Origin of the sequence: Zoogloea sp., from assembly GCF_041911615.1 — a bacterium.
In the GTDB taxonomy this organism is placed as follows: Bacteria; Pseudomonadota; Gammaproteobacteria; order Burkholderiales; family Rhodocyclaceae; genus Zoogloea.
The window spans coordinates 41,581-59,950 of record NZ_JAYROR010000042.1 but is presented as its reverse complement, the minus strand read 5'-3'; the positions used below and the strand labels follow the sequence as shown (position 1 = coordinate 59,950).

20 protein-coding genes are annotated in these 18,370 nt (G+C 68.5%); 5 read left to right on the top strand and 15 right to left on the bottom strand.

The genetic code is table 11. The features are described 5' to 3' along the window. The coding region (gene tilS, locus ACE3P2_RS05650; RefSeq protein ID WP_374261966.1) for a tRNA lysidine(34) synthetase TilS at positions 1–691 on the bottom strand (691 nt) is incomplete at its 3' end. Beyond that, positions 678–1,646, bottom strand: a complete 969-nt coding sequence (locus ACE3P2_RS05645) for an acetyl-CoA carboxylase carboxyltransferase subunit alpha (protein ID WP_374261964.1) — start codon at positions 1,644–1,646, stop codon at positions 678–680. The genes tilS and ACE3P2_RS05645, both read right to left, overlap by 14 nt. A gap of 183 nt (positions 1,647–1,829) precedes the next feature. Between ACE3P2_RS05645 and murJ the strand changes: the two genes are divergently transcribed. Further along, entirely contained in the window at positions 1,830–3,368 is a 1,539-nt protein-coding gene (gene murJ / locus ACE3P2_RS05640; protein ID WP_374261961.1) for a murein biosynthesis integral membrane protein MurJ, read from the top strand. A 37-nt stretch (positions 3,369–3,405) separates the two neighbouring features. Continuing rightward, a complete protein-coding gene (locus tag ACE3P2_RS05635; RefSeq protein ID WP_374261958.1) occupies positions 3,406–4,035 on the top strand; it encodes a YbhB/YbcL family Raf kinase inhibitor-like protein in 630 nt (209 codons plus the stop codon). A gap of 11 nt (positions 4,036–4,046) precedes the next feature. Here the strand turns inward: ACE3P2_RS05635 and ACE3P2_RS05630 are convergent, their stop codons facing one another. From ACE3P2_RS05630 to ACE3P2_RS05595, 8 genes are all read right to left on the bottom strand, one after another. Then, entirely contained in the window at positions 4,047–5,756 is a 1,710-nt protein-coding gene (locus tag ACE3P2_RS05630) for a gamma-glutamyltransferase family protein (RefSeq protein ID WP_374261955.1), read from the bottom strand. Next, entirely contained in the window at positions 5,746–7,011 is a 1,266-nt protein-coding gene (locus tag ACE3P2_RS05625; protein ID WP_374261952.1) for a 6-phosphofructokinase, read from the bottom strand. The genes ACE3P2_RS05630 and ACE3P2_RS05625 overlap by 11 nt, the downstream gene beginning before the upstream one ends. 96 nt (positions 7,012–7,107) lie before the next feature. Then, positions 7,108–7,761 carry an adenylate kinase gene (adk, locus tag ACE3P2_RS05620; RefSeq protein WP_374261949.1) on the bottom strand — a complete coding sequence of 218 codons (654 nt, stop codon included), beginning with the start codon at positions 7,759–7,761 and terminating at the stop codon, positions 7,108–7,110. 46 nt (positions 7,762–7,807) lie between these two features. Continuing rightward, positions 7,808–8,581, bottom strand: coding sequence for a 3-deoxy-manno-octulosonate cytidylyltransferase (kdsB, locus tag ACE3P2_RS05615; protein ID WP_374261947.1), 774 nt, complete (start codon positions 8,579–8,581; stop codon positions 7,808–7,810). 2 nt (positions 8,582–8,583) lie between these two features. Then, on the bottom strand, positions 8,584–8,772 hold the full coding sequence (locus ACE3P2_RS05610) for a Trm112 family protein (protein ID WP_374261944.1): 189 nt from the start codon (positions 8,770–8,772) through the stop codon (positions 8,584–8,586). Then, positions 8,753–9,763, bottom strand: a complete 1,011-nt coding sequence (gene lpxK / locus ACE3P2_RS05605; RefSeq protein ID WP_374261942.1) for a tetraacyldisaccharide 4'-kinase — start codon at positions 9,761–9,763, stop codon at positions 8,753–8,755. Before lpxK ends, ACE3P2_RS05610 begins: the two co-directional genes overlap by 20 nt. A gap of 22 nt (positions 9,764–9,785) precedes the next feature. Further along, the gene (locus ACE3P2_RS05600; protein ID WP_374261939.1) at positions 9,786–10,208 is read right to left on the bottom strand and encodes an ExbD/TolR family protein; all 423 of its coding nucleotides are present in this window, start codon (positions 10,206–10,208) and stop codon (positions 9,786–9,788) included. A 9-nt stretch (positions 10,209–10,217) separates the two neighbouring features. After that, positions 10,218–10,823: a MotA/TolQ/ExbB proton channel family protein gene (locus ACE3P2_RS05595; protein WP_374261936.1), complete on the bottom strand. Its 606-nt coding sequence runs from the start codon at positions 10,821–10,823 to the stop codon at positions 10,218–10,220. Positions 10,824–11,122: 299 nt separating this feature from the next. Here ACE3P2_RS05595 and xseA point away from each other — a divergent pair, with 299 nt between their 5' ends. Next, the gene (gene xseA, locus ACE3P2_RS05590) at positions 11,123–12,481 is read left to right on the top strand and encodes an exodeoxyribonuclease VII large subunit (protein ID WP_374261933.1); all 1,359 of its coding nucleotides are present in this window, start codon (positions 11,123–11,125) and stop codon (positions 12,479–12,481) included. Positions 12,482–12,600: 119 nt separating this feature from the next. Then, on the top strand, positions 12,601–13,188 hold the full coding sequence (locus ACE3P2_RS05585; protein WP_374261931.1) for a superoxide dismutase: 588 nt from the start codon (positions 12,601–12,603) through the stop codon (positions 13,186–13,188). Between the two features lie 258 nt (positions 13,189–13,446). Here ACE3P2_RS05585 and ACE3P2_RS05580 read toward each other — a convergent pair whose 3' ends face one another. The 5 genes from ACE3P2_RS05580 to purM form a co-directional block, all read right to left on the bottom strand. After that, positions 13,447–14,205, bottom strand: a complete 759-nt coding sequence (locus ACE3P2_RS05580) for a TetR/AcrR family transcriptional regulator (protein ID WP_374261929.1) — start codon at positions 14,203–14,205, stop codon at positions 13,447–13,449. A gap of 144 nt (positions 14,206–14,349) precedes the next feature. Beyond that, positions 14,350–15,144, bottom strand: coding sequence for a crotonase/enoyl-CoA hydratase family protein (locus tag ACE3P2_RS05575; RefSeq protein WP_374261926.1), 795 nt, complete (start codon positions 15,142–15,144; stop codon positions 14,350–14,352). Positions 15,145–15,233: 89 nt separating this feature from the next. Then, a complete protein-coding gene (locus ACE3P2_RS05570) occupies positions 15,234–15,932 on the bottom strand; it encodes an RES family NAD+ phosphorylase (RefSeq protein ID WP_374261923.1) in 699 nt (232 codons plus the stop codon). Continuing rightward, the gene (locus ACE3P2_RS05565) at positions 15,929–16,321 is read right to left on the bottom strand and encodes an MbcA/ParS/Xre antitoxin family protein (RefSeq protein ID WP_374261921.1); all 393 of its coding nucleotides are present in this window, start codon (positions 16,319–16,321) and stop codon (positions 15,929–15,931) included. Before ACE3P2_RS05565 ends, ACE3P2_RS05570 begins: the two co-directional genes overlap by 4 nt. A 141-nt stretch (positions 16,322–16,462) precedes the next feature. Continuing rightward, entirely contained in the window at positions 16,463–17,497 is a 1,035-nt protein-coding gene (purM, locus tag ACE3P2_RS05560) for a phosphoribosylformylglycinamidine cyclo-ligase (protein ID WP_374261919.1), read from the bottom strand. Between the two features lie 187 nt (positions 17,498–17,684). Between purM and hda the strand changes: the two genes are divergently transcribed. Next, a complete protein-coding gene (gene hda, locus ACE3P2_RS05555) occupies positions 17,685–18,365 on the top strand; it encodes a DnaA regulatory inactivator Hda (RefSeq protein ID WP_374261917.1) in 681 nt (226 codons plus the stop codon). The last annotated feature ends 5 nt before the right edge of the window (positions 18,366–18,370 follow it).

Here is an 18,370-nt window from a genome sequence, read left to right as displayed (position 1 = left end):
GCAGGTCCGCCGCCTCGGCGCAGTGGCGGCCGAGGCGCGCCAGCCCCGCCGCCGCGCCCGGAAAGCGCGCGCCGAGGGCCGGGAAAATTTCGTTGCGCAGGAAGTTGCGGGAAAAGCCGTTGTCGGCATTGCTCGGATCGTCGATCCACCCCAGGCCGTGGGTGCTGGCGTAAGCCCGCAGCGCCGACCGGGGCACATCCAGCAGCGGACGCCACAGTCCGGCCGTCCCCTGCCCCGGCACCACCATGCGCATCCCGCCGATACCGCGCACGCCCGCCCCGCGGATCGCGCGGAACAGCACCGTTTCGGCCTGGTCGTCACGGTGGTGGGCCAGCGCCAGCCAGTCGTGGTCGCCATTCAGCAGCGCCGCACGGCGCGCCAGCCGTGCTGCCGCCTCGAGTCCACCGGGATGGTCGCGGTCCACGGTCACGTCGCAGGCCGTGAACGGCACGTCGAGCCGCGCGCACAGCGCGGCACAGTCGTCCGCCCAGGCGTACGCACCGGAAATCAACCCGTGATGGACGTGGGTGGCTGCCAGCGTAAAGCCCAAGCGCTCGCGCAGGCCGGCCAGCAGATGGAGGAGAACCGTGGAATCGAGTCCGCCGGAGAGGCCGACCCGGATGCGTCCGGCGGGCGGCGGCAATTGCCGCCAGCGCGCCGCGACGCGGGCGGGAAGATCAATCGACGGCAATTTCCTTGAATTTGCCGTAGCTCATCAGACGCTCGAAGCGCCGCTCGAGGAGTTCGGACGGCGACAGGTCGGACACCTGGCGCAGCGCATCCTGAAGCGCCCGCTTGAGGCTCTGGGCCATCGCGCGGTGGTCGCGGTGGGCTCCGCCGACGGGCTCATTGACGACCTTGTCGATGAGGCCCAGCGACTTGAGCCGCGCGGCGGTGATGCCCATCGTCTCGGCAGCGTCGGGCGCCCGCTCTGCGCTCTTCCAGAGGATCGAAGCGCAGCCTTCGGGCGAGATCACCGAGTAGGTGGAGTACTGCAGCATCATCAGCTGGTCGCCGACGGCGATCGCCAGCGCGCCGCCGGAGCCGCCCTCGCCGATGATCGTGCAGATGATGGGCACCTTGAGATTGGTCATCTCGTAGAGGTTGTGGCCGATGGCCTCGGACTGGCCACGCTCCTCGGCGTCGATGCCGGGATAGGCGCCGGGCGTGTCCACGAAGGTGAAGATCGGCAGGCCGAACTTCTCGGCCAGACGCATCAGGCGCAGCGCCTTGCGGTAGCCCTCCGGGCGCGGCATGCCGAAGTTGCGGAAGATCTTCTCCTTGGTGTCGCGGCCCTTCTGGTGGCCGATGACCATGCACGGCTGGCCGTTGAAGCGCGCAAGGCCGCCGACGATCGCCTTGTCGTCGGCAAAGCTGCGGTCGCCGTGGAGCTCCTCGAAATCGGTGAAGATGTGCTCGACGTAGTCCAGCGTGTAGGGGCGCTGCGGATGGCGGGCCACCAGTGCGCACTGCCACGGGCTCAGCTTGGCGTAGATGTCCTTGGTCAGGCCGTAGTTCTTTTGTTCCAGGCGGGCGATCTCCTCGGAGATGTCCACCGCCGAGTCGTCCTGCACGAAGCGCAGTTCCTCGATCTTCGCCTCGAGCTCGGCGATCGGCTGCTCGAAATCCAGGAAGGTCGTTTTCATTGGGGCAGGCTCAAAAAAATTTTGCGCATTTTACCCCAACACCCCCGAGACGCCCATCGGAGCGGGCAAGCTCCACGCCTGCCACGCGAATTGAATTGCTGCACAGCGCAACAAGCCGCTACCATCGCTGCCTTTCGCCCGTTCCGCGGCCGCCTCGCCGCCCCGCCCATCGCCATGGCTTCGATGAACCTCCTGCGCGCGCTGGCCACCGTCAGCGGCATGACCCTGCTGTCCCGCATCCTCGGCTTCGTGCGCGATTTCGTGGTCGCCCGCGCCTTCGGTGCCGGCATGGAGACCGACGCCTTCTTCGTCGCCTTCCGCCTGCCCAACCTGCTGCGCCGGATGTTCGCCGAGGGCGCCTTCTCCCAGGCTTTCGTGCCGATCCTCGCCGAATACAAGAACAAGCGCGGCGAAGAAGAAACCCACCGGCTGGTCAATCACGTGGCCAGCGCGCTCGGGCTGGTGGTGCTGATCGTCTCGATCCTCGGCGCAATCGCCGCCCCGGCCATCATCTACGCCACCGCGCCGGGGTTCTCGAACGACGCGAGCAAGTTCGAACTCACCGTCCAGCTCACCCGCGTCACGTTTCCGTACATCTTCTTCATGTCGCTGGTGGCCCTGGCCGGCGGCGTGCTCAACACCTGGAGCCGCTTCGCGATCCCGGCCTTCACCCCGGTGCTGCTGAACCTCAGCTTCATCGCGATGGCCCTGTTCGCCGCGCCCTACTTCGACCCGCCGGTGCTGGCCCTGGGCTGGGCGGTGTTCATCGGCGGGTTCGCCCAACTCGTCCTGCAATTGCGGCCGCTGGCGAAGATCGGCATGTTGCCGCGCTTCTCGCTGGATTTTTCCGACCCCGGCGTGCGGCGCATCCTCAAGCTCATGGCGCCGGCGATCCTCGGCGTGTCGGTGAGCCAGATTTCGCTGCTCATCAACACCGTGTTCGCCTCCTTCCTGCCCAGCGGCAGCGTTTCGTGGCTCTACTACGCGGACCGGCTGATGGAATTCCCGTCGGGTATGCTCGGTGTGGCGCTGGGCACCATCCTGCTGCCCAGCCTCTCGAAGATGCACGCCGACAAGAACCCCACCGAGTTCTCCGCCCTGCTCGACTGGGGCCTGCGGCTCACCCTGATGCTGACCCTGCCCGCGGCGCTCGGCCTCGCCCTGCTCGCCGTACCGCTGATCACCACCCTGTTCTACCACGGCGCCTTCGGCGTCGCCGACGTCTACCAGACCCGCACCGCCCTTGTCGCCTACAGCGCCGGCCTCGCCGGGCTGATCCTCGTCAAGGTGCTCGCGCCGGCCTTCTACGCCCGCCAGGACATCCGCACCCCGGTACGCTTCGGCCTCATCACGCTGGGTGTCACCCAGCTCATGAACCTGATCTTCATCGGTCCCCTGGCCCACGCCGGTCTCGCCCTGTCCATCGGCCTCGCCTCGTGCATCAACGCCGGCATGCTGTATCGCGGCCTGCGCGCCAAGGGGATTTACCAGCCCCAGCCGGGGTGGGCCGCCTTCGCCGGCAAGCTGGCGGTGGCGCTGGTGGTGCTGGGGTTGACGGTATGGTTCGCGGCGGGTGCCGACGCGCTGTGGCTCGCCGCCCGCGGCAGCGAACGCACGCTGCGTCTGGTGGCGCTGGTGGTCGGCGGCATGGCGGTGTACTTCGCGACGTTGTTCGCCCTGGGTTTCCGGATCAAGGACTTCCGCCGTCGCGGCGCGAGCTGAAATAAAATTCCGCGCATCACTTCGCGGAGACCTCGCCATGCGACTGACCAGCCAGAGCTTTGCCAACGACCACCCGATCCCCGGCCAATTCGCCTTCTGCGTGCCGGCCGCCGAGGGCCACGTGGCCCTCAGCACCAACCGCAACCCGCAACTGGCCTGGCACGGCGCACCGGCCGGCACCCGCAGCTTCGCGCTGATCTGCCACGACCCGGACGTGCCCAGCCGCGGTGACGATGTGAACCAGGACGGCCGCAGCGTGCCTGCCGATCTGCCGCGGGTCGATTTCTTCCACTGGGTGCTGGTGGACCTGCCCGCCGACACCACCGCCATCGACGCCGGCGCCCATTCCAGCCGCGTCACCCCCAACGGCAAGCCCGGGCCCGAGGCGCCCGGCGGCGCTCGCCATGGCCTCAACGACTACACCGGCTGGTTCGCCGGCGACGATCAGATGAAGGGCGACTACTTCGGCTACGACGGCCCCTGCCCGCCGTGGAACGACTCCATCCGTCATCGCTACGTGTTCACGGTGTTCGCGCTCGACATCGATCGCGTCCCCGTCGAAGGCCGCTTCACCGGCCCGCAGGTGCGCGACGCCATCGCCGGCCACATCCTCGCCCAGGCCAGCCTCACCGGCACCTACAGCCTCAACCCCGCCGTCCCAGCCTGAGCGGGCGACGCTCACTCGCCGGCGGCCTGCCCTTCCCGGCGCGGGTCGGCGGCGCCGATCCAGCGCCCGCCGCCGCGCACCACCAGGGCGACGCCGCTGGTCATCTCCACCTGCCGCACCAGGTGCCCACGGGCCTGCAGCGCGGCAATCGAGGCCGGCGGCAGACGCCCGCGCTCCACTTCCGTGGCACCGTTGCGGTTGCCGAAGCGTGGCTGGGCAACGATCTCGGCGGGCGTCATGCCGCCCTCGATCAAACCCAGCAGCGCCTGGACCACGAAATTCGGAATCTGGCTCCCGCCCGGCGAACCAAGCACCGCATAGAGCGCGCCGCGGCGGTCGAAGACCAGGGTCGGCGCCATGGCGCTGCGCGGCCGCTTGCCCGGCGCGATGCGGTTGGCGCCCCCCGTCGAAAAATCGGTGAGCTGATTGTTGAGCAGGAATCCACCCGCCATGCGCCGGTTGCCGAACGCGTCCTCGATGGAGCTGGTGAGGGCCACCGCGTTACCCGCCCCATCGACGATCGACAAATGGCTGGTGGACGGCCGTTCGGCCTCATCGGCCTCCGCCGCACAGTCCAGCCCGCTGGTGCGCCGCGGGCCGGCGTCCTCGCCCACCAGCGCGGCGCGGCGCGCCAGGTAGCGCGGGTCGAGCAAGGCCGACACCGGCACCGCATGAAAAGCCGGGTCGCCGACGCACGCGGCGCGATCCGCGTAGGCCAGCCGGCCCACCTCGGCGAAGCGGTGGACGAACCCCGCACTGTCCGGTGCCACCCTTCCCGGCAGCGCGTGCCAGATGCCGAGCATCGCCAGCACCGTGGTCGCCCCCGAACTGGGGGGCGGAAAACCGCACACCCGATACCCCCGGAACGGCCGGCACAGTGCCACCCGCCGCTGCGGCGCGTAGGCCAGAAGATCACCATGGCCGAGCAGGCCGAGAGCCTCCGCCTGGTCGGCCGGCAGGCCCGCACGCAGCGCATCGATCATCGCGTCCGCCAGCACGCCACGCCGCAGCGCCTCCGGCCCCTGCGCGGCGATGCGGCGCAGGCTGTCGGCGAGGGCCGGATTACGCAGGGCGTGCCCCACGGGCCAGGGCTGGCCCGCCGCGTCGAAGAACAGCGCCTGCGCCGCCGGGTCGGCGAAGCCCCCCTCCCACGCCAGCAAGGCATGAAGGCGCGGCGACACCGGAAAGCCGGCTTCCGCCAGGTGGATCGCCGGGGCGAACAGCCGCGCCCACGGCAACCGGCCCGCCGACCGATGCGCCAGCGCCAGCATCGCCACCAGCCCGGGGGCGCCCACCGCGCGCGGATCGCGCACCGCGTCGCGAAAGGCCAGCGGCGCGCCGACGGCATTCCGGAACGGACCATCGACGGCAGCCCGCGGGGCGGTCTCGCGGCCATCCCACGCGTCGAGGCGTTGCCGGCGCGCGTCGAAATGCAGCATCAGCCCTCCCCCCCCGATCCCCGACGACTGGGGCTCGACCACGCCAAGCACCATCTGGGCGGCGATCGCCGCATCCACCGCCGAGCCGCCATCCCGCAGCACCGCCACGGCCGCCACGGTGGCGTGGGGATTGGCGGTGACGGCCATGAAATGCCGGCCGCCGGCCGTCGGGCGCGGCGTGAAGGCACTGGCGATCTCGGGAGGTGGCGGGTCGGCCGACGCGAAGCCGGCACCGAACATCAGCAGGCCGGCGACCACCCGCCGCCGCGATTCAGCCCTCATGGGGCGGCAGCAGGGGCGGCAACAGCGGCAGGGCGAGGCGCAGGTAATCCGGCAGGCCGCCCCGGAAAACCGGCCAATCCTCGCCGGCGATCAGCGGCCGGCACCAGGTCCGGAACGCCTCGGTCACGCCGAAGCCGTCGGCGGCGATGAATCCGGCGGGCAGTCGGCGCTCCAGGTTGGCCACCGCCGCGAAGGGCAGCAGATTGGTCCGCCAGCGGTAAGGCGCGTCGGACACCCGTTCGATACCGACCACCCCAGCCTGTCCGGCCACTGCCCGCCGCACCGCCGCCTTGCCCACCGCCAGGGCCTGCGCCGTGTCGGTGCGCGACGCGAGGTGGCGGGCCGAGCGCTGCAGGTAATCGGCCAGGGCATAGTGGACCTTGTAGCCGAGACAGCGGTGGATGCGTTCGGCCACCACCTCGCCGGCACCGCCCAGCTGGATGTACCCCTTCTGATTGCGAGCCTGCATCGCCAGCACGGTGCCGTCGGGGCCCCGGATGCCCTCGGCCACCACCACGGCGCAGGCGCCGACCCGCTCGACCACCTCACGCACCCGGGCGAGGAAAGCGGCCTCGTCGAAGGGCACCTCGGGTAGCAGGATCAGGTGCGGCGCGGCGTCCGGGTGATCGGCGGCCAGCGCGCAGGCCGCCGCCAGCCAGCCGGCGTTGCGCCCCATCACTTCCAGCACGAAAGCGCGTCCGCCGTCGGTGGTCATCGCGGCGAGATCGAGTCCCACCTCGCGCACCGAGGTGGCGAGGTATTTGGCCGCCGAGCCGAATCCCGGGCAGCAGTCGGCGCCGACGATGTCGTTGTCCACCGTCTTGGGCACGCCGACCACGGTGAGCGGGTAGCCGCGGGCGTCGGCCGCAGCCTGGATCTGGCGGCAGGTTTCCATCGAACCGTTGCCGCCGTTGTAGAGAAAATGGCGCACCCCATGGGCCGCCAGCACCGCGAACAGTCGGTCGTACTGGGCGGGGTTGCGTTCGAGGGGGTCGAGATCGAAGCGGCACGAGCCGAACGCGCCGCCCGGTGTCGCGCGCAGGCGCGCCAGATCGGCGGCCGACAGACCGGCGGTATCGAACAGCGTCTCGCGCAGCACGCCGAGCACCCCGTTGCGAGCCGCCAGCACGCGACCGATGCGCCCCGGCTGGTCGCGGGCTTCCTGGATCACGCCGGCGGCCGAAGCGTTGATGACGGCCGTCACGCCGCCCGACTGGGCGTAGAGCAAGTTTCCTGGGGTCGGGAGTCCAGTCATCGGCGAAGACTCGGTTGCGCGGAAACGGGTCCGCCAGAACGAAAAAGGGCCGGCTGTGACGGCCGGCCCCGGGTGCGTCGCGCAGCGGCGCGGCGCTTACTTCAGCGCGTCGAAGGCGCGGTCGCGGATTTCCTCGACCTTGCCGAGACCGCCGATCTTGCGGTACTTCGGCGCGTTGGCCTCACCCTTCGCAGCCCAGTCGGAATAGTAGGCCACCAGCGGCTTGGTCTGGGAGTGGTAAACGTCGAGACGCTTCTTGACGGTTTCTTCCTTGTCGTCGTCACGCTGGATCAGCGGCTCGCCGGTCTCGTCGTCCTTGCCCTCGACCTTGGGCGGGTTGAACTTGACGTGGTAGGTGCGACCCGACGCCACGTGCACACGGCGACCGGACATGCGACCGATGATTTCCTCGTCGGGCACGTCGATCTCGAGCACAAAGTCGATCGGCACGCCGGCCGCCTTCATGGCCTCGGCCTGCGGGATGGTGCGGGGAAAGCCGTCGAACATGTAGCCGGACTGACAGTCAGCTTCCTTCAGGCGATCCTTGACCAGGCCGATGATGATGTCGTCGGAGACGAGGCCGCCGGCATCCATGACCTTCTTGGCCTCGATGCCCAGCGGCGTGCCAGCCTTGACGGCGGCGCGCAGCATGTCGCCGGTGGAAATCTGCGGAATCCCGAATTTTTCCTTGATGTAATTGGCTTGAGTGCCCTTGCCGGCACCCGGCGGTCCCAACAGAATCAGACGCATGCTTACCCTCCTCTGGTTATTGTCGCAGCGATGATGGACGACGAAATTAACGTGAAACTGACGTAAGGTCAAACGCCCGGCGAACCCGCTCGAGATCGTCGGCGGTATCGACGCCGGCCGGCGGCGCGTGGTCGAGGACCATGACCTGGATCGGGAAGCCGTGGGCCATGGCGCGCAGCTGCTCGAGAGCCTCCCACTGCTCCAGCGGCGACGGCGCGAGGCTCGAATAGCGCTTGAGGAAACCCGCCCGGTAGGCGTAGAGACCGATGTGGCGATAGGCCGGCAGGCCCACCGGCAGCGTGCTGCGGTCGGCCGCGAAGGCGTCCCGCGCCCACGGGATCGGGGCTCGGGAGAAATACAGCGCGCGACCGTCGGCCCCCATCACCACCTTGACGACGTTCGGGTTGAAGAATTCTTCGGCGGATTCGAGCGGATGGCAGGCGGTGGCGATGGCCGCGTCCGCGTCGGCGGCGAGGGCCGCAGCGGCCGCGCCGATCAACGGCGGCGGAATCAGCGGCTCGTCGCCCTGCACATTGACGACCACCGTGTCGTCGGCCCAGCCCAGCCGCATCGCCACCTCGGCGAGGCGGTCGGTGCCGGACGGATGCTCGGGCGAGGTGACGATAACCTGCGCCCCCGCACCCCGCACGACCTCGGCGATGCCTTCGTGGTCGGTGGCGACCCACACCTCGTCGGCACCGGCCTCGGCGGCACGCTCGAGCACCCGCAGCACCATCGGCTTGCCGGCGATGTCGAGCAGCGGCTTGCCGGGCAGCCGGCTCGAGGCGTGGCGCGCCGGGATGACGACCTTGAAGCGCATGCTCAGCGAGCCTGGGCGAGTTCTTCGTCGGTCAGCGCGCGGGCTTCGTCCTCGAGCATGACGGGGATGCCGTCGCGGATCGGGTAAGCCAGGCGGGCGCTGACGCTCCACAGCTCCTGCTTGTCCTTGTGGAAGTCGAGCGGGCCCTTGGTGATCGGGCAAACCAGGATTTCAAGCAGTCGGGGATCCATCGATCTTCTCCACAATCAGTTCCGCCGCGCCCGGCGCAAGCTGCGCCCGGACCGGCCACACCCAGCTGTCGGCCGGGGCGAAAGGCGCGCATTTTACCGCATCCTTCTCCGTCATCAGAAGCACATCGCCATCCGGCATGGCGAGGTCGTCCGGTGTGAAGGCATGGTGATCGGCAAAGGGGCGACGCTGGATCGCCAGCCCCATCGCCTCGAGCTGCGAAAAAAAACGTTCCGGACGCCCGATGCCGGCCATCGCGTGGAGGCGCCGCCCCTGCAGATCGGCCGGCAGACAGCGCTCGGAGCGGCGGCCGACCCGCTCGAAAGCATCGCCTTCGAGGTGAAAGCCGAATACGGGAACCGGCCGGATCGCGTCGGCCAGCGTCGGCGACAGGCTGCCGTGCGCCAGCACCACGCTCGCCTCGGCGAGGCGTCCGACCCCTTCGCGCAAGGGGCCGGCCGGCAGGCGCAGACGATTACCGAACGTCGCTTCGTCCACGACCACCACTTCCACGTCGCGCGCCAGGCGGTAGTGCTGCAACCCGTCGTCGGCGATCAGCACGTCCACGTCGGGATGGGCCGCCAGCAGGGCACGCCCCGCCGCCGGGCGATCGCGTCCGACGAAAACCGGACACGCCGAGGCCGATGCCATCAGCACCGGCTCGTCGCCAAAGCGGGCCGGATCGCCTCCTGGCGGCACCTCGGCCACGCCGTCGACCGTTCCACCGTAGCCGCGGCTGATGATGCCCGGCCGGCGCCCACGGGCCCGCAGCTCGGCGGCCAGCCACAGCGCGACGGGCGTCTTGCCGCTCCCCCCGACGGCGATGTTGCCGATCACCACCACCGGCACCGGCAGGCGCTCGATCTTCTTGAGACCTAACGCAAAAAGCCGGCGACGCAGGCCGGCGAGCAAGGCAAACAACAGGGAAAGCGGAAATAGACTCCACGCCGCCGCCCCGCGGCGCTGCCAGAACCCGGGGGCGCTGCGTGGCATGGCGTCGGGGATCGGAAGGCGGCTAGCGGGACGCCGCCTGGGTGGCGAACGAAATGTGCACCAGGCCAGCCTGCTGGGCCGCCTGCATCACGTCGATGACGCGCTGGTGGGCCGCCTTGGCGTCGGCGTTGATGATGACCACCGGCTCCTTGGCGCCGGCCGGCACCACGGCCTGCATCGCCGCGACGATGGCGGGGATGCTGCCACCGCTGACCGCGCGCTTGTTCACGACCACCTCGCCGGTGGCGGTGACGGCCACATTGACCTCGACGGTCTTCTCGTTGCTCGCCTGGGCGTCGGCCGTCGGGAGGTTGATCTCCAGGCCCGCAAAGCGCGAATAGGTGGTGGTGAGCATCAAAAAGATGATGATCACCAGCAGCACGTCGATCATCGGGATCAGGTTGATCTCCGGCTCCTCGCGGGAGCGGCCACGGCCGAAATTCATGATCGGACCTCAGCGGCGTTCGCCGTGCACCACTTCGACGAGACGGATCGCCTGCTGCTCCATCTCGATGACCAGGCTATCCACGGTGGCGCGGAAATGGCGCCAGAAGATCATGCTCGGAATCGCGATCACGAGGCCGAAACCGGTGTTGTAAAGCGCAATCGAGATGCCGTGGGCGAGCTGCTGCGGATTAGAGCCGCCGGGCGCCTGGGAGCCGAAGATCTCGATCATGCCGACCACCGTGCCGAACAGGCCCATCAGCGGGCTGATCGAGGCGATGGTGCCGAGGGTGGTGAGGAAGCGCTCCAGATCGTGGGTGACGGCGCGGCCGGTCTCCTCGATCGACTCCTTCATCACCTCGCGGGGGCTGCGCACGTTGCGCAGGCCGGCGGCCAGGACACGGCCAAGGGGCGAGCTGAGGGCGACGCGGTTGATCATCTCGGGCGTCGCGCCGCTCTGGCGCAGTTCGCCGACGACTTTCTCGAGCAGTCCGGGCGGCAGGATCTTGCTGCGGCGCAGCGTGATGAGTCGCTCGATGATCAACGCCACGGCAACGATGGAAGCGAACAACAAGGGCCAGATCGGCCAGCCAGCAGCCTGGAGGATGGCGAACACGCGAGGACTCCTGCGAATCGGACGAAGCCCGAGAATGTAACCCGCTCCTCGGCGCAGAGCAACAAGCGAAGCGTGCCGGACAATCCACAAAATCTGTGGATAACTTTGTGGATTGTCGCCTGCCGAGACGCCTAAACCCGCAGCCGGTAAGGCTTTTTTCTACTCGGGTCAAAAATTAAGCTAAGACTACATTTCTTTAAAATCAAACACTTACAACTTTTAACCCAAGTCAAGCCCGGTGACTCGATTTTTTTGACCCCGATCAGCCGCACATGTGGATTCCGGTAGAATCCGCGTCCATGAACGCCCTTGGATTTTCTTCAGAAGTCAAGCCCGGCGAGGTGGTCTCCGTGTCCTGGCTCAACCGCGCGGCGCGCGAGGCACTCGAGGGCAGCTTCCCGCTGCTGTGGGTCGGCGGCGAGGTTTCGACCCTCACCCGCGCGGCCTCGGGCCACGTGTACTTCACCTTGAAGGACGCCGATGCGCAGGTGCGGTGCACCATGTGGCGCAATCGCGCGCAGCTGCTGCCATTCCGTCTCGAACACGGCATGCGCGTCGAGGTGCGGGCGCTGGTCACCCTCTTCGAGGCGCGCGGCGACTATCAGCTCAACGTCGAATCGGTGCGTCGGGCGGGCGTGGGCAATCTTTATGAGGCCTTCCTGCGCCTCAAGGCGCGGCTGGAGTCCGAAGGCTTGTTCGACCCGGCCGTGAAGCGACCGCTGCCACGTTACCCGCGCGGTGTCGCCGTGGTGACCTCGCCCCAGGCCGCCGCCTGGCAGGACGTCATTGCCGCCTTCGGACGACGGGCGCCGCAGCTGCCTCTGTGCCTCTACCCTACCGCCGTCCAGGGCGATGGCGCGCCGGCACGCATCGTGGCGGCAATCCGCCAGGCCGGCCGGCGTGCCGTGCGCGATGGCACCGACGTGCTGCTGCTGGTACGGGGTGGTGGCAGCCTCGAAGACTTGGCCGCGTTCAACGACGAGGCCGTCGCCCGCGCCATCCGCGCCTGCCCCCTGCCGGTGGTGGTCGGCGTCGGCCACGAAACCGACGTGAGCATCGCCGACTTCGCCGCCGATCTGCGCGCCGCGACCCCGACCGCCGCGGCCGAGCTGGCCAGTGCAGGCTTCGTCGACCTGCGCGACCGGCTCGAACGGTTGGGCTTCCAGCTTGAGCGGGCGATCCGCCGCCGCGTCGAAGCGGCCGCGCAGCGCCTCGACCGGGCTGCCGCCCGGCTCGCTCACCCACGCCAGCGCATCGAGCAGTCCCGCCTGCGCCTGGACAACCTCGAACAACGGCTGCAGACGCGCCTCCATCGCCAGCTCGCAGCGGGCGACGCGCGGTTGGCAGCCCTCGGCCTGCGCCTGGCGGCGCGGCGCCCCGATCTGTCCGGCCACGGCACGCGTCTCGAGGCCCTCGCGGGCCGGCTTCAACGCGCGGGCCGCCATCTCGTCACCACGCACCACCAGCGCCTCGACGCCCTCGGCCAGCATCTGGCGCACCTCGATCCGCACGGGGTGCTGTCCCGTGGCTACAGCATCACCCGCGACGCCGGCGGTACCATCGTGCGCGATGCCGGGCAGCTTGAACCCGGTTCGCGTATCACGGTCGAATTCCAGGTCGGCAGCGTCGATGCGAGCGTAGTCAGCCAAAACGACTGAGCCGGGTGCAAAATGGCGAATGCCGTGGCAGCGCGCGACCGCCCCGGATTGTGCAGCACGACTAATCCCGACTAGAATAGTCGGGCAATCAATACCCCAACCAAAACCGGAGAACATACATGGCTCATACCCTGCCCGAACTGCCCTACGCCAAGAACGCCCTGGCTCCGCACATTTCCGAAGAAACCTTCGAGTATCACTACGGCAAGCACCACCAGGCCTACGTGACCAACCTGAACAACCTGATCCCGGGCACCGAGTACGAAAACCTGTCCGTGGAAGAAACCTTCCTGAAGGCCCCGGCCGGCGGCGTCTACAACAATGCCGCCCAGGTCTGGAACCACACCTTCTTCTGGAGCTCCATGAAGCCGAACGGTGGCGGCGCCCCGACCGGCGCGCTGGCCGACGCCATCAACGCCAAGTGGGGTTCCTTCGACGAGTTCAAGAAGGCCTTCCAGGCCTCCGCGGTCGGCAACTTCGGTTCCGGCTGGACCTGGCTGGTCAAGAAGGCTGACGGCAGCGTCGACATCGTCAACACCGGCGCCGCCGGCAATCCGCTGAAGTCCGGCGAAGGCAAGCCGCTGCTGACCATCGACGTGTGGGAACACGCCTACTACATCGACTACCGCAACGCCCGCCCGAAGTTCGTCGAGACCTTCCTGAACAGCCTGGCCAACTGGGATTTCGCCGCCGCGAATTTCGCCTGATCGCCTGCTGATCCCGCCAAGCCCCGGGGCGCCACCTGGCCTCCCGGGGCTTGTCGCGTCTACGGCCGGCACAGACAGACGGCACCCGCCCGACGACGAAACCGCGCGGCGGCTCGACGCTGCCGAAGCCTGCCGCAACCGTTATCCGGCCTCCGAAGCCCTTCAGCGCCGTATCGCCGAACGACAGGCCCTGCGCCCCACGGTTGCCATCGGCCAGAGGCAGCGCCCGTGAAAAGCCCCCCCGCGCCAACCTCGCGCTCACGTCGGTGCGCCGGGCGCGGCGCCCTCGGACGGATCAGCGAGCAGTGGCGGCTGCCCTGCCGCGCCCCGGACCATCAGCACGATGGAACGCACCAGGCCGGCCTTCACCCGCTCGAAATCCGGCGCACCGTTGTCGTGGCCGGGCTCCGCCTGGGCCATCCGCTCCATGGCCGCGTGCAGGATCGCGGCATAGGTGCGCGCATCGCCGAGCGAAGGCTGCCGGTCCGGCGGACTGCAGGCCTGGATGCGCTGCGCCAGCGCCTCGATAAGAGGCAGGCAGACGTCCCGACGCAGCGCGACGAAACGCGGATCGCCGCGGTCGGCCTCGATGTTGCGATAGCGCAGCACCGGCCGGTGGACGCTCCACGCCCCGAAGAACGCATCGACGAGGCGGGAGGCCTGGATGTCAAGATTGTCGGGCCGCCAGCTCTCGCGGGCGATCCCGAGCACGGCGCGGGCATCCTGACAGGCCTGTTCGCCCAGCGCATGGAACAGGTCGGGCACGTCGTTAAAGTACAGGTAGAAAGCCGCCGACGACGATTGCGCCGCGCGGGCCACGGTGACCGCCGACAGCGCAACCGGTGGATCGGCGCGCAGCAACCGGACGGCGGCGTCGAGCAGGCGCTGACGGGTCGCCCGGCCCTTGGCGCCCATCGCCTGTCCCAGTTTGTTGAGCGGAATCGCCTCCGCCGGTGCGCCCCAGGCACGCGCCCGACTCGACGTGAGTCGCCGGCCTTTGAGTTCGAGTTGTCGCATTCACCCCCCTCATCCAACGCCCCGTCCGGCACGAGTCGGCGATCCGGGCCAGCACGCAGGACGCGGGCTCAGGATCGCGATACATTTTTCGAATGATCCGGCGGGTTCTTGTATCCTGGACTGACAGCGGGGGCGAACGGAGGTTCAGTCGGCGAAATCGGGGCGACGCTTTTCGATGAAGGCGGTGACCGCCTCGCGGTGATGAGCCGTCTTGTGGGCGACGGCCTGGAAGCCTGCCGACATTTCCAGCAAGGTTTCGAAGCGGGTGGTCTGCGCCTCGCGCATCAGGCGCTTGGTCATGCGCAGCACCTGCCCCGGGTTGGCGGCGACCCGCCCGGCGAGGGCCCGCGCCGTCGGCAGCAGTTCGGCCGCCGGCACCACGCGGGAAACGAGCCCGTACTCGAGCGCCGTGGCAGCGTCGATGCTGTCGCCGGTGAAGGCCATCTCGGCGGCCCGCGCCTGCCCCACCGCGCGCGGCAGCAGCCAGGCACCGCCGTCGCCGGGCACGATCCCGACCTTGACGAAGCTCTCGGCGAACACCGCCTCCTCGGCGGCGATGCGCATGTCGCACATGCATGCCAGGTCGCAGCCCGCGCCGATGGCGGGGCCATTCACGGCCGCGATGGTCGGCACTTCGAGGTTGAACACCGCCAGCGCCAGGCGCTGGATGCCGGTGCGGTACTCATGGCGGATCAAGGCCGGGTCGATGTCGTCCACGAAATACTTCTGCATGTTGCGCACATTGCCGCCCGACGAGAACGCCGGACCGTTGCCGGTGAGGATGACGACGCGCACCGACTGGTCGGCCGTGATGCGTTCGCAGGCGGCGACGAATTCGTCGGCCGCCGAGTTGCCGGTGAGCACGTTGCGCAGTTCGGGCTGATCCATGGTCAAGGTGACGATGGGGCCATCCTGGTCGTAGCGCAGAAAATCGGACATGGGTCTTCCTTTCGGTTCGGGTCACGGGGAAAGTGTGCGCCGAACCTTAGCGCAAATGGCGCCGCCGGTGGGCGCACGACGCGTGCCGGCTAGAGCGTCATCCAGGCGCTGCCGGGCTCGCGCTCGACACTGACGCCGGCTGCGGTCGTCACGTAGCTGAGGAAACAGACCTGACGCGGATCGGACAATACCCGCGCGTTGAACACCGCGAACACGTCGCCGTCGCAGCGGGCCGAACGGCTGACGAGGCCCGGATGCCCTTCCCGGTCGAGCTTGGCGCCTACCTGATGGGTCAGCGTGTAGTCGGCCGGATCGACGAGCGCCGGAAACTGCGCCACCAGAGGGCGCAGATCCACCAACGCGGCGTCGCAGCGAACCCGGTAGCACTTGCGCTCGAGGCGGATGCCCGGCTGGGTGAAGCCCGCGTCCTGCAGCAGGCCTGCGCGCCAGTGATGCACGGTTTCGTGGACGCTGGTCTCGATGCTGTCGGCGCCGTACCAGACGCCGAAGCTGCCGTCGGAATAGCGGCTCCGCATCCAGTGGCGGAAAGGGTAATGGATCGCGTCGTTCCAGCGCGCGTCCTCGAACGGCCGATCGATCACCGGCGTCGCCGAGGCGAACATGCGCGGCTTGGTGGCGAGTTCGAGGTTGATTGCCGCCTGCCAGTCGGCCGGATTGTCGGAGAGGTCGTCGAAGAGATCCTGCGAGACGCGGATCGACACGATGTTGCGCACGAGATCGCCGTGGGTCTCGGCCAACCCGACGGTGGCGAAGACGTTCTCGATCACTGGCCGCGCGCCCGGTCGAGATAGGCCAGCACCATCAGCAGGCCGGCAAAGCCAAATTCGCGGATCACCTCGATCGGCGTACGGTGCTCGAAGGCCAGATTGCGCGTCTTCATCCACGCGTAGGCGAGTTCCCGGCTGTGGGGGAACAGCAGGCGCAGGTTCTTGTGGATGCCCAGCAGGTGGCCGGCGCGTTCCAGCGTATCGCGACTCCCCGAAATGGGCTCGCCACGGCGAAAACGCCCCAGCACGGCACGATTGGACGTGGCGAAACCGAGGGCATCGAGTTGCTCCTCGGTGCTGAGCTGCCAGTGCTCGAACAACTGGACGAGCATACCGGCAATGGCCTTGCGATCGATGCTGTCGGCAAGGGCGACTTGGGTGGCGCTCACGATGGGCTCCCGGTCTAATTTGTTTTAATTATAACCAAAAATGATTCAAATAAAACAAATCTAGCCAATCCGTCGAATTCTCGCCCCAAAAGCAAAGCGGGCCCGCAGGCCCGCTCGCTGAAACCGGATCGGCTGCGCCGCTCAGATCACCACGGTCTGTGCCTGACCATCGGCGCGGGCCTCGATGGTGCCGAGGGTGTAAACCGTCTCGCCGGTGGCACGCAGCTGGGCCGCTGCCATCTCGGCATCCTCGGCCGCGACGATCACGACCATGCCGATGCCGCAGTTGAACACGCGGTACATCTCCTGCGCGTCCACGTTGCCGGCGCCCTGCAGCCACTGGAACAGCGGCGGCATCTGCCAGGCGTCCTTCTTGAGCACGGCAGTGAGGTTCTCGGCCAGCACGCGGGGCACGTTGTCGAGCAGACCACCGCCGGTGATGTGGGCCATGCCCTTCACGAGGCCATCGCGCTTCTCCATCAGCGCCAGCAGCGACTTCACGTAGATGCGGGTCGGCTCCATGATCACGTCCTTCAGCTTGCGGCCGTGGAAGTCGCCTTCGAGGTTGGGCTTGCTGACCTCGATGATCTTGCGGATCAGCGAGTAGCCGTTGGAGTGCGCGCCGCTCGAGGCGAGGCCCAGCACCACGTCACCCGGGCGGATGGTGGAACCGTCGATGATCTTGGACTTGTCGACCGCGCCGACCGCGAAACCGGCCAGATCGTACTCGCCATCGGGGTACATGCTGGGCATCTCGGCGGTCTCGCCGCCGATCAGCGCGCAGCCGGAGAGCTCGCAACCCTGGGCGATGCCCTGCACGACGGTGGCCGCGGTGTCCACGTCGAGCTTGCCGCAGGCGAAGTAATCGAGGAAGAACAGCGGCTCGGCGCCCTGCACCAGAATGTCGTTGACGCTCATCGCCACCAGATCCTGGCCGACGGTGTCGTGCTTGCCCAGCTGGAACGCGAGTTTGAGCTTGGTGCCCACGCCGTCGGTGCCGGAGACGAGCACCGGCTCCTTGAACTTCTTGGAGATCTCGAACAGCGCGCCGAAACCGCCGATGCCGCCGAGCACCTCGGGGCGCATGGTGCGCTTGGCGAAGGGCTTGATGCGGTCGACCAGGGCATCGCCGGCATCGATGTCCACGCCGGCGTCACGATAAGTAAGGGAGCTCATGGGTTCTGTGATCTCTTTTGAAGCGTCCGGATGCCGCCGGGAACGCTCGTCGGATTGAGCACCCCGCCGGAACCGGCTACATTAACGGGCCTTGCGCCGGGGTTTTGCCCCTGCCGCGCAAACAAACTTTAATTTTAGCCGAAATGTCGCCGGCCCGCCCTGCCGGGTGCGCCCGCGCAACTGCCGCGTGAAGCAACTCACCCTCGACCTGCACGCCGACTCTCCGCCGCTGCTGGAAAATTTCGTCGCCGCCGCCAACGCCGACCTCCTCGCCGCCCTCTACGAGGCCGTGCCGGTGGCCGATGTGCCGCAGCACCTGTTCCTGTGGGGCGATGCCGGCAGCGGCCGCAGCCACCTGCTCAAGAGCGTCGTCACCGCCGCCGCCCAGGCCGGCCGGCCGGCCTGCTACCTGCGCGCCGCCGACGTGGGCGCGACGCTGCCCGAAGCGCCCGGCCTGTTGCTGGCGGTGGACGACGTCGAAGCCCTCGGCCCCGACGCCCAGATCGCCCTGTTCCGCGCCTTCAACGCCGCCCGCGGACTCCGGATGACGCTCGTCACCAGCGGCGGCGCGGCCCCGCTGCAGCTTGCCCTGCGCGAGGATCTGCGCACCCGCGTCGGCCAGAGCCTGATCTTCGAGGTGAAGGCGCTCACCGACGAGGATCGTCAGGCGATTTTGCAGGCCCAGGCCGCCACCCGCGGGCTGCGCCTCGAACCCGAGCTGGTGCAATACCTGTTACGCCACGGCCGGCGCGACCTCGCCAGCCTGCTGCGCACCCTCGACGCCCTCGACGCGGCATCGCTGGAGCGCAAGCGCGCTATCACCCTGCCCCTGCTGCGGGAGATCCTGCAGCGCGACCCGACCCTCTGAAGCCG